10 protein-coding genes and 1 riboswitch are annotated in these 10683 nt (G+C 45.3%); of the genes, 3 read left to right on the top strand and 7 right to left on the bottom strand.

The window, feature by feature from the left end; genetic code table 11:
- Nucleotides 1–374: 374 nt before the first annotated feature.
- The 4 genes from GN107_RS11025 to GN107_RS11010 form a co-directional block, all read right to left on the bottom strand.
- Nucleotides 375–1019 carry an ABC transporter ATP-binding protein gene (locus GN107_RS11025; protein WP_155287920.1) on the bottom strand — a complete coding sequence of 215 codons (645 nt, stop codon included), beginning with the start codon at nucleotides 1017–1019 and terminating at the stop codon, nucleotides 375–377.
- Between the two features lie 2 nt (nucleotides 1020–1021).
- On the bottom strand, nucleotides 1022–3136 hold the full coding sequence (locus tag GN107_RS11020) for a bacteriocin-associated integral membrane family protein (protein ID WP_155287919.1): 2115 nt from the start codon (nucleotides 3134–3136) through the stop codon (nucleotides 1022–1024).
- 84 nt (nucleotides 3137–3220) lie between these two features.
- A complete protein-coding gene (locus GN107_RS11015; protein WP_054746153.1) occupies nucleotides 3221–3520 on the bottom strand; it encodes a lactococcin 972 family bacteriocin in 300 nt (99 codons plus the stop codon).
- A 144-nt stretch (nucleotides 3521–3664) separates the two neighbouring features.
- Complete coding sequence (locus GN107_RS11010; RefSeq protein WP_155287918.1) at nucleotides 3665–4078, bottom strand: hypothetical protein; 414 nt, start codon at nucleotides 4076–4078, stop codon at nucleotides 3665–3667.
- 192 nt (nucleotides 4079–4270) lie between these two features.
- Between GN107_RS11010 and GN107_RS11005 the strand changes: the two genes are divergently transcribed.
- Nucleotides 4271–4924, top strand: a complete 654-nt coding sequence (locus tag GN107_RS11005; protein ID WP_196246342.1) for a helix-turn-helix domain-containing protein — start codon at nucleotides 4271–4273, stop codon at nucleotides 4922–4924.
- A 183-nt stretch (nucleotides 4925–5107) separates the two neighbouring features.
- Here the strand turns inward: GN107_RS11005 and GN107_RS11000 are convergent, their stop codons facing one another.
- The 3 genes from GN107_RS11000 to GN107_RS10990 form a co-directional block, all read right to left on the bottom strand.
- Nucleotides 5108–5431, bottom strand: a complete 324-nt coding sequence (locus GN107_RS11000; RefSeq protein ID WP_155287916.1) for a hypothetical protein — start codon at nucleotides 5429–5431, stop codon at nucleotides 5108–5110.
- A 158-nt stretch (nucleotides 5432–5589) separates the two neighbouring features.
- Nucleotides 5590–6333 carry an amino acid ABC transporter ATP-binding protein gene (locus tag GN107_RS10995; protein WP_155287915.1) on the bottom strand — a complete coding sequence of 248 codons (744 nt, stop codon included), beginning with the start codon at nucleotides 6331–6333 and terminating at the stop codon, nucleotides 5590–5592.
- Nucleotides 6334–6351: 18 nt separating this feature from the next.
- Entirely contained in the window at nucleotides 6352–7935 is a 1584-nt protein-coding gene (locus tag GN107_RS10990) for an ABC transporter permease subunit (protein WP_155287914.1), read from the bottom strand.
- A gap of 114 nt (nucleotides 7936–8049) precedes the next feature.
- Nucleotides 8050–8233, bottom strand: a riboswitch (Lysine riboswitch).
- Nucleotides 8234–9028: 795 nt separating this feature from the next.
- On the opposite strand from GN107_RS10990, the gene GN107_RS10985 reads away from it, so the two are divergent.
- Nucleotides 9029–10006, top strand: coding sequence for a mannose/fructose/sorbose PTS transporter subunit IIA (locus GN107_RS10985; protein WP_155287913.1), 978 nt, complete (start codon nucleotides 9029–9031; stop codon nucleotides 10004–10006).
- A 27-nt stretch (nucleotides 10007–10033) separates the two neighbouring features.
- On the top strand, nucleotides 10034–10683 hold a 650-nt coding region (locus tag GN107_RS10980), incomplete at its 3' end, for a mannose/fructose/sorbose family PTS transporter subunit IIC (RefSeq protein ID WP_155287912.1).

Raw genomic sequence — 10683 nt, 5'->3', positions numbered from 1 at the left:
TCTTGTTACTTGTATTTGCCCCCCTATTAGATACTGGGGGCTTGAGGCGGCCGGCTAACGCCGACCGCCGCCGCTCGTGATAGCGGCTTTCGCGCTGCACGCCGCGCACGGCGGCGAGGGTTCCTCCTTTCAAAAAGGGTTGAGAATTATTGCTCTCACTACTTAAAGACGGAATTTTCATCAAAATTTGAAACAATAACTTGATTATTTGCAAAATCTTAATGATTTGGAGGTAGAAAAAATACACCTCCAGATTTCGCTATCCATCGGTGTACCTTGATTCCCAAAGTAGTATTTGTTCTCCAAAATTCAACGCCAACAAAGTGATTGAAGGCAGACGAGCTCTTCATCGGACGATATTGAGAACGGGGCTGTTAGTCGCTAACCGATGAAAGATGAACAATTCGCTGACACTGGTTGGCAACTTCGTCATCGTGTGTGACAACGATAACGGTCTTACCTTGTTTATTCATCGATTTCAGTAATTGCATAATTTCATCACGGTTTTTCTGGTCCAATGATCCCGTGGGTTCATCGGCAAGAATCAGCTTGCTTGGCTTGATAAGTGCACGTGCCACAGCGATACGTTGCTGTTGCCCCCCAGACAATTCAAAAATTGGACTGTTACCGTAACCCTGGAGGCCGACTTTTTGAAGCGCATCTTTAATAATCGCGGTTTTATCCGCCTTGGTGGCATGCAGATATTTAATTCCAAGCATCAAATTATATTCTACAGTTTCGTCTTCAATAAGCGCAAAATTTTGAAACAGATAGCTGATATCCTCTCTGATAATTGACAAAGCAGTTTTACTATTTGGTTTGATATTGGTTTGATTGAACAGTTTGTAGGTACCAGAATCAAATGATTCAATTAACCCCAAGATGTTTAAGATGGTGCTCTTACCTGATCCACTTGGTCCAGTAATTGCAATCATTTCTCCCGTTTCAACTGACAAGGAGAAATTGTCTAGCACAATTTTGGTTTTATACTTTTTGGTAACATGTTCTAGTTTAATCATTTTCATTCTCCTTTCAGCATTGCCGGAAGACTGCGCCGTTCAACAAACGAAATGAAACTACTGGAGATTAACGCGTCCAAAGCAATCATGATCAGCGCAAAAATCAGGATTAATTTCGAGCTTCCAAATATCAATACCACCAAAAGCTGAATCACGTATAAAGCCAACGAGACTAAGCCTTCCCACTTGTATCGATCAACTAATTTTATTCCCAGCATTTTCTTGATTGCAAGTGAGCGTGCTTTATTTTGAATGATACACATTAGTAAGAAAATAGAGGCAATCAGATTTAGGCAAAAGACCGTTACTAGCATGAGGGCAAAGAATGCCAGGCCCTGATTGATAGACGTCAATGAATCCGAGAGTATTGAGTTCATTGTCGCAAAATGAATATTTAGGTAACCCGCATCTGCTTTTGTAATTGCGTGCTTTATGGTACGCATTGTTGATTTGCTTTGGGGAATTTTCAAAGGATTGGCACCACTTGTATCGGATAAAATCTCCTTATCAAAGAACGTCATATTGCTTGGTGTAACCATTGAAAATATGGGAGACTGAAGCCTTTGCTTGATATTGAAGTCGTAAGCAAAGACTGACACTTTGGCTTGTCGATCATTATAATAAATCAACTTTACCTTCATTTTTTTGATACTGGTATGCGACTGCTGTTCGCTATTTAGCAAGTTGTACTGAAAGCTCTGTACCAAGTGCCTCATTGCGTGATGATTTTTATATTTTTGAGGAATCAAGTAGACACGTTCAGTTGATTTTTGCTTTAACAGTGACTTGAGTTGCGGCACTTTATTCCGAATGTAATTTTCATTCACGGTCATAATTGGATAGCGTTCATCCGGAGCAAACTCGGGAGTTGTTGCATTTGAGGATAATTCTTTAGATGGATTAACCACTGTACTACGCACGTACATTGTGTCGGTATTTTGATCTAGGTCTGCATACAGTTTTGTTAGGGTACGTGTTGCGCGGTCTTGATCTGCCAACATTACTTTGTCAATCGTCAATACTTCGCCGTCACGTTGCCAATCTTTAACCTGCTGTGCTTGGCGAAGCGATTCAGTGATACCAGCAGATGTTTGAACAAGCAGTACCGTGGTGACAAGTGTTAACAGTGCTTTTAGTCCAAATGATAGCCACGTTCCGAGCGTAAAGTTGAAGTGATTTTTCAGTAAATCACGAATGGTGGTCTTGTGAACCAGTAGATACACTGAAAGATTTGCGAGAAAATACAAGGCAACTAGTGCAAATTGTCCTACAATCAATATTGGCAACAGGGTAGGCGGTAAGAAATTGTGATATAAAATCACAATCACGATATCAGTCATAACGCTAGTAACCAACAGTGTCACCATGCCATTGCGGATGAAACTCCAAATAATCGCGCCGTTTTTCCAGCCGTTGAGTTTCATCACGCCAATGGTGTGCATTTTCGATATTGGCAGGTAGACAACAATCAAGAGGAAAATAAGTATCGATATTGCTAAGAGCAATAAGAATATCCCAAGATTTTTGTTGAACATTTCTGTTCGCTGTTCAACGTTTTTGGTCACAAGTTGAGCTGGCGTCACACTAAAAAATTGACTTAGGCGATGAATTATTTTCGCTTTATCTGTGCTATTGGCGCCAACAATAGTGAATGTCCCGTTCGCCGTTCGGTTATTATCTTTATGATAACGTGAAAGCGTCTGGAGAATCACATGGTTTTTGCTGTAAAAAACTGGAATAGTACCAATTTGGTGCTGGCTTCCCGTTACAAAACTTGCGTAGTAATCGTCCTTATCAGGGAATACGTTGTTCGATGCCAATCCAAAATTATCTTTTGGAAAGCTGCTACGCTGATATACGACTGATTTCACAGTGGCGCCATTTGAATCTGTCGTACTAAGGAAGACATTCACCTTATAGTGATTAGACAGCCGCGAAAATTCCTTGATTTCATCTTTGACCGCAACCTGACTATCACTGACATAGAAGTTGAAAGAATCATCAGTCTTCTCTATAGTGTTTGTTCGGATCACGTCTTTTGTTTGGAAAATATTAACGGTGATCAGTGCGGAGCATATAACTACTAAGAACACACACAGTGATAGAATTTTTTTCAAGATCATCACCCCTTAACCCAATAAATACGAAAGGCGCACTTTCACATATGCGAGAGTGCGTCTTTTACTTGCCAACAGATTTAGTTAGCTAACACTCCACCAGTAGTTTAAGCCTGTAGGTGGAATCTTGGTATACTTTGATTGTGCCCAAACGCCTTTGGTCTTGGTGACCTTGTTGCAATCGCTCTTTGTTCTACCGACCGAAGCACTATGTGTCTTGGAATTATGAAGATAGTCGGAGTATCCGAATGTGCCAGTCAAGCCGACACCATAGTTCCATGTGCCACCGCCAACACTTGCTGCCATAACAGCACTACCTACGCCTGTTCCCAGCAGACCAGCCGTGACAGCAAACGCCGTCATCAATTTCTTTGCACTCTTCATAACATGTCCCTCCATGTGTGAATGTGTTCCACTAAAAAAGTTTAATACACGGTCTCTGTTCCGTATTCTCAGCCGTATCTCCTCCAAACGTTGCCTTTGCCCCATCAACAACTACAAGAAGAAATCAGCACGCGGTACTGCGAATTAGTCAATCTTAATTGCGTAAGTACCAGCAGAGGAAACGGCCATAGCCTTGAGAGTATATGTTCCGCTATTCCAAGGAATGCTATCCAGTCTTACCGTTTTACCCTTACCAATGGTTTTGACTGATCCTACCTGTGCGCCATTCGAATTAACGATTTTAACTTTGATAGTCCCTTTATTTCCGGCATTGTTTGTAACAACTGGGCTGTCATTGAAAATGTTATTTGATGACGTAACATTAGAGTATGCATTCGTAACTAGATATGCTGTACTACTCCAGTAAATCATCGCCGTTGCGGTAGATTGAGTGGCTTGCTCACCATCCGTGGTAGCATTAACCGATTGTGATCCGCTCACCGAAACACTAAGTAAAACCGTAGAAAGCAAGGCAGCACACAAGAATTTACACCTCACATTGATTCCCCCTCGTATGGCTAAAGAATACCATCTTGCAAGCGCTTTTAATAGTGGGTATATTCAAGAAGGCTTATGTATCAGTAATGACAGAGTTTGTGTCACACCAAAAATCACCGTAAATTACGGAGCCACAGATGCTATCTAGACTATATGGTCAAATTTTGCGATAACCATAATGGAGGATTTGAAATGATAACCTTTGGAGAACGACTAAAGCAACGGCGACAAGAATTAAAAATCACACAAGCTCGACTAGCAGAGTTGCTTTCGGTATCCAGATCGGCAATTTCAAACTGGGAGGTTGGGCGAAATTATCCAGATTTAGATATCCTTGTATCTCTGAGCGAAATCCTTCAAATGTCTATTGACCAGTTGCTGAAGGAGGAGCCTGAAATGGTTGAAGAGATGGGTAAAGAGCAACGATTGAACCGAAAACGGAAGATAGCTTTGAGAATCATTGTGCCAGCTTTTATTGCAGTACTTGGTTTGTCATTATATTTGCTTTATCATAATACCGAAACTGTGAATCAAACAATTTCACCTGATCAATCAACCGTATTGACCGTTTCACAACATGCATCAGCACGATGGCACACTGCTAGCTGGAATGGCAGTTCACTTATCCGGCCATCATTACTCAAATCATCATATGTACTTACAAACGATGATGGAAGTCAGGGAGATATAGAAATACGCCTTGTCAATTTGAACGGTAAGACAGTACAAGCACCATTCATATTAAAAGCTGGAAAAAGCCACAAAGTAATTCTGACAAATCGAAATCAACAATTCAAACTACAATTCAAGGCAAGGTCAGGACAGTACATTATAAATTTACAATGAAAAAATGGAGCTTACCTGTGAGGGTAGGCTCCATTAGTATTTGAGAGTGACACATCTGTGGCACGTTCCATCAGCGTATTATATCATGTTGGTATAACAAGGCGTCCTTAGAGGCGTGTTATATCGCAATTCTTTGTTTTAGTCGTCTGTTAAGATTATTTCCCGGGAGATATGTTTCAGTGACTATAGTAGTGGTCGGTAAATCAGTTCCACAACCTGCTTGTGGGCACTGAAGTTAATGCCCGCAATTTCCTGTTCTAGGATTTTGCGGTACTCATCCAAGACGTCATCGGGTAGGGGGGTGTTTGCATGCAGCTGGTCAATGAGATCCTCGGCGTCCCTTGCGGTGTGGAGGTCGGCAAAGATGGCCACGTTTGTGAGTACATCGTGCACGAGACCACTCAGAACGTTATCGGGCTTGCCCTCTTCGTCAGTCACAAAAACGATATTGGGATTGAGCTCCTGGTGGTCGATCTGAATCATTTGCAGTGCCGTGAACACATTCATCTGTGCCGCCTCCATAAGATTTCTTGTTACCTATCTTAACAGTTCAATTTAAGCTTGGGTAGACATCACCATTGGAAACATGGCCTTAGTAGTACTCTAATAAGTACAACAAAGACTCCCCAGCGTTGCTAGGGAGTCTTTGTTTGCTACATTAATTGTTATGCGCGGGACAAGTACCGCTTCAGGAAGTCCTTGGTTTCAGCCTTTTGTGGGTTACCAAAGATTTGGTCTGGTGTCCCGGATTCGGCAATCACACCGTCGTTCATGAAGAGCACCTGGTCGGAAACGTCGCGGGCGAATTCCATTTCGTGGGTAACCACGATCATGGTGAGCCCGGTCTTGGCTAGGTCGGTCATGGCGTTCAGGACATCGTCAACCATTTCGGGGTCCAGTGCTGACGTTGGTTCATCGAACAGCAAGACTTCGGGGTCCATCGCTTCGGCGCGCGCAATCGCAACCCGCTGTTTTTGCCCACCAGACAGCTGGGCTGGCTTGGCGTTGATGAATGGGTCCATGCCCATCTGGTTCAAAATATCGAGGGCGTGCTGCTTAGCCGTGTTCTGATCCCGCTTCAGCACACTCATCTGCGGTACGACAATGTTGTCGATAACGGTGAGGTTATTGAACAGGTTGAAGTTTTGGAACACCATGCCAACCTTTGCGCGGTACGTAGCCAGGTTGAAGTCTTCAGCTTGGACATCCTTACCGTGGAAAAGGATTTTACCGGCGGTCGGGGGTTCGAGCAGGTTCAGGCCGCGGAGCAGCGTGGACTTACCGGAACCAGACCGGCCGATGATTGTTAGTACCTCACCCTTGTCGACGGTGAGGTTGATATCGCGTAGGACTTCATGGTTGCCAAAGGTCTTCCGCAAATTTTGTACATCGAGAATTGTTTCACTCATTTGATTTACCTCCATTGCTTACTTGATCTTTGGCGTCTCAACTTGCATCTGGTTGTTCATCACGTTGTAGTCCTTGGGGCCATCGAGGTGCTTTTCGATGAGCCGGAAGAGCCGGGAAATGGTGAAGGTCAGAACCAGGTAGATCAAGCTGACAACCAGGTAGGTGTGGAAGAACTGGAAGTTCTGGCCGGCAATTGTTTCGGCGGTGAAGAACAATTCAGACACACTGATAATGGAAAGAACTGAGGTGTCCTTGATATTAACGATGAATTCGTTAGTAACGGCAGGCAGACTGTTCCGAACGGCTTGTGGCAAAACGACCTTGGTCATCGTCTGCCAGTGGGTCATGCCCAGCGCAGATGCAGCTTCGGTCTGTCCAGGGTCAACGGAGATAATCCCACCACGGATAATTTCGGAGATGTAAGCACCGGTGTTAATAGAAACAATAATTAACGCGGCAACCGTGCGGTCCATGTTGACACCCAGTGCTTGTGCGGCCCCGTAGTAGAGAACGGCGGCTTGAACAATCATTGGGGTGCCCCGGAAGACTTCGATGTAGACGGACAGCAGCCACTTAGCAAAAGCAAGCAGGCCGCGTTCACCAGTGTTCTTTGGTGCGGGAATCGTGCGGACGATTCCAACGAGCAGGCCGATGATGAAGCCGACGATCGTGCCGACCAGTGAGATCAGCAGGGTCATGCCGGTACCGGTGAGTAACATGCCACCATACTGCTTGAGGATGTTGACGAACCAGTTGCCCTTAGAAGCGGTGCTTGGCTGGTTAGCAACGGCTTCGTTCATCCGCTGACTGCGCTGTTTCTTGCTCATGCCAGCGAGGATGTTATTGATTTTGTTAGTTTCGCTGTAACCCTTGCGCACCCCGATTGCCAAGTTGGTGTCGGAGGCGCTGGTTTTGAAGCCTTGACCCTTGTTGAAGTGGATCATCTTCAGGTCAGGGTTAGCAGCTTCGGCGGTAATCCCTTCAGGAACTTCGGAAACGTAACCGTCAATGGTGCCAGATTCAAGGGCAACTCGCATTGCGGGGAAGTCGTCCATTGCGGGCTGGCGCAGGACGCCCTTAATCTGCTTGATGGCGTCATAGTGGTAGGTGGACAGTTGCGCAGTGATCTTGGCGCCCTTGAAGTCCTGGATGGAGTGGGCGTTAGCGTACTTGCTGCTGCGCTTAACCACCATGGTCAGCTGGGAAACGTAGTACGGGTTGGTGAAATCAATACTCTTACGGCGTTCTGGAGTTGGGGACATGCCGGCAACGATGGCGTCGATCTTGCCACTGGTTAGGGAAGGCAAAAGGCCGTTCCACTTCGTCTTAACGACGACCAGCTTCTTGTTTAACTTCTTGGCAATGATTTTGGCAGTTTGGACGTCGTAACCATTTGCCCAGGTGTTGGAACCTTGAATCTTAACGGCTCCGTGTGAATTGGTGTTTTGGGTCCAGTTGAATGGGGCGTAACCACATTCCATCCCGACCTTAAAGGTGCCATTGGTGGCGGCCTGCGTTGTCTGGGCGGTCGTGCTGTGTAATCCGAGTAATACCGCGAGGGCAACGAGGACGCTTGAGATAGCGATCCAGAATTTCTTCATGACATTTTCTCCCTTCATTAGTTCACGGAGGGAAATAGAGTAATAAAAGACCCCTGTTAAATCAAAATTAATTGATTCAACAGGGGCCCGCCAATTCTACATGAATAGTAAAACTAACTTCATAGCGCTCCCTGACAGACCCTTGCAGCCGTCAGGACAGTCCAGGCACTTTCGCAACCTGGCCCAATGACGAATCCTCCGGTAGGATCCGTCATTTCGGCGGGGGACGCTTACCATCTGCTTCATCGTGCCCGGCACTCAGCAGATTTTTGTCGCCCCCGCGACCTCTATTTCGTCGTGTATTTAAATGTCGCCTATAAGCATAGCGCAAACGTAGATGGTGTCAAGCAGGACTTGTCTTTTTAACTGAATGTAACCGTTTGCTGATGAAACAAAATAACTAGTAGTCGTTACACATGCTAATTGCTGCGCCAGCTTTCTACTATTAACGTGCTGGAGCCTAATTTCCTAAAAGAAGTTGAGATTACTAGCAAAACAAATATTTTTTTGCCGCACGAGTTAGATAGCTGCTTACCACCGTTACCAATTAAGCCCACGAATAGCTTACTTGGCGATTACCAATCAAGACAGCTGCAAGTTAATGCACTAAGTTATGTATTTTTTTCATTAATCAATGAAAGTGAATTTGGTTAATTCGTCACAATCAGTTCAATTGTGCAAAAAAAGAGCATTGTGGGGCTGTTGCTGGCCTTGGTGAACGAAATGAACAGCCATAAAAATGATAATAGAAAAGACTTTTCAGCCAAGTGCTGATATCAAGCCATTTAAGCGATATTTCTAGGCATGCTTAACATTCTTTTTAGGGGCTGCTTAACTTATTTAGGCTGTTGACACTGCAAAAAAGGCACAATCCGAACACATCTTAAAAAAAGTTCAACTTTTTTCAATGCCACAATCGGCGCTATTTCGGGGCTTTCATGAAAATTCATAAAAACGCTTTAAGTAAGGGCTTGCAAAGATTGATGAATCTGGCATACTAATCTGTGTTAGAAAGCATCTTACATTTCTTTTCACCGCGTTGAACCGGTTCAAAGGGTGGAGAGATGCAAAAAATATTTTAGGAGGCGACACGATGGTCGGAATCATTCTTGCCAGTCACGGACAATTCGCTGCTGGTATTAAGCAGTCCGGTCAGATGATCTTCGGTGAACAGGATAAGGTTGAAGCTGTAACCTTCATGCCTGACGAAGGTCCAGATGACCTAAAGGCACACTTGGAAGCTGCCATTGCTAAGTTTGATCCTGAAGATGAAGTTTTGTTCCTGATCGATCTTTGGGGAGGTTCTCCATTCAATCAGGCAAACGGAATTTTCGAGGAGCACAAGGACAAGTGGGCAATCGTTACTGGATTGAACCTGCCAATGCTGATTGAAGCATACGGCGCACGTCTTTCTACTAACTCTGCACACGAACTTGCAGCACACCTTGTTGATGCAGGACGTCAGGGCGTTAAGGTTAAGCCTGAATCACTCGAGCCAAAGCCAAAAGCTGCTCCAGCAAAGGCTGCAGCACCGGCAAACGCTGGTAAGCCAGGCAAAATGGAATACGTACTCGCACGGATCGACTCTCGTCTGCTCCACGGCCAAGTTGCTACTACTTGGACGAAGACGACAAATCCAAACCGGATCATTGTTGTTTCTGACAACGTTGCGAAGGACAACATGCGTAGCACCCTGATTAAGGAAGCTGCCCCTGCTGGTGTTAAGGCGCACGTCATCCCTATTGATCAGATGATCAAGATTGCTAAGGACGACAAACACTTTGGCGGTCAGCGCGTAATGCTGTTGTTTGAAACACCAGAGGACGCACAGCGTGCTATCGAAGGTGGGGTTCCACTTAAGGAAGTTAACGTTGGGTCCATGGCGCACTCTGTTGGTAAGGTTCAGCCGAACAAGGTTTTGGCCTTTGACCAGACCGATATTGATTCCTTCAAGAAGATGGAATCTGAAGGTATTACCTTCGATGTTCGCAAGGTTCCTGCTGACAGTAAGGATAACCTTGATCACATTCTTGCCAGTGCTCAGGCAGAACTTGACAAGCAAAAGCAATAATTCGTTAAACAGAAAGGAGGATATATAATGTCTTTAAACTTTATTCAAATCATTCTGGTCCTCATCGTTTCCTTCTTGGCCGGGGTTGAAGGTATTTTGGATGAGTGGGAGTTCCACCAGCCACTTGTCGCTTGCACATTGATCGGTCTTGCTACCGGTACAGTTGTTCCTTGCATCATCTTAGGTGGTCAGCTGCAGCTCATCGCTCTTGGCTGGGCTAACGTTGGTGCCGCTGTTGCTCCTGATGCTGCCCTTGCATCCATTGCATCCGCTATTATTCTTGTTCTTGGTGGTCAGGGCCGCAACGGTGTTAGCTCCGCTATCGCGCTTGCTATTCCACTGGCTGTCGCAGGGCTGCTGCTCACGACCCTTGTTCGTACCATTGCAACTGCTATCGTCCACTTGATGGATGCCGCAGCTGCTAAAGGTAGCTTCCGCGGGATCGAAGTATGGCAGTGGATCGCTATCTGCCTGCAAGGTCTGCGTATCGCCATTCCAGCCGGCTTGATTCTGGCTGTTGGTGCTGGCCCTGTTAAGACTCTGCTGGGTATGATTCCTGACTGGCTTAACCAAGGTCTTGGCATTGGTGGTGGCATGGTTGTTGCCGTTGGGTACGCCATGGTTATCAACATGATGGCTACCGCTGAAGTATGGCCATTCTTCGCTTTAGGTTTCGT

Origin of the sequence: Lacticaseibacillus zhaodongensis (assembly GCF_009687905.1) — a bacterium.
Lineage (GTDB): Bacteria > Bacillota > Bacilli > Lactobacillales > Lactobacillaceae > Lacticaseibacillus > Lacticaseibacillus zhaodongensis.
The sequence above is the reverse complement of the archived record's forward strand: the minus strand, read 5'-3'. Positions and strand labels throughout refer to the sequence as shown.

Excerpts from the sequence above, each read along its gene's own strand:
- GN107_RS11025 (WP_155287920.1), bottom strand. The coding sequence starts at position 1,019 with ATGATTAAACTAGAACATGTTACCAAAAAGTATAAAACCAAAATTGTG.
- GN107_RS11015 (WP_054746153.1), bottom strand. The coding sequence starts at position 3,520 with ATGAAGAGTGCAAAGAAATTGATGACGGCGTTTGCTGTCACGGCTGGT.
- GN107_RS11005 (WP_196246342.1), top strand. The coding sequence starts at position 4,271 with ATGATAACCTTTGGAGAACGACTAAAGCAACGGCGACAAGAATTAAAA.
- GN107_RS11000 (WP_155287916.1), bottom strand. The coding sequence starts at position 5,431 with ATGAATGTGTTCACGGCACTGCAAATGATTCAGATCGACCACCAGGAG.
- GN107_RS10995 (WP_155287915.1), bottom strand. The coding sequence starts at position 6,333 with ATGAGTGAAACAATTCTCGATGTACAAAATTTGCGGAAGACCTTTGGC.
- GN107_RS10990 (WP_155287914.1), bottom strand. The coding sequence starts at position 7,935 with ATGAAGAAATTCTGGATCGCTATCTCAAGCGTCCTCGTTGCCCTCGCG.
- GN107_RS10985 (WP_155287913.1), top strand. The coding sequence starts at position 9,029 with ATGGTCGGAATCATTCTTGCCAGTCACGGACAATTCGCTGCTGGTATT.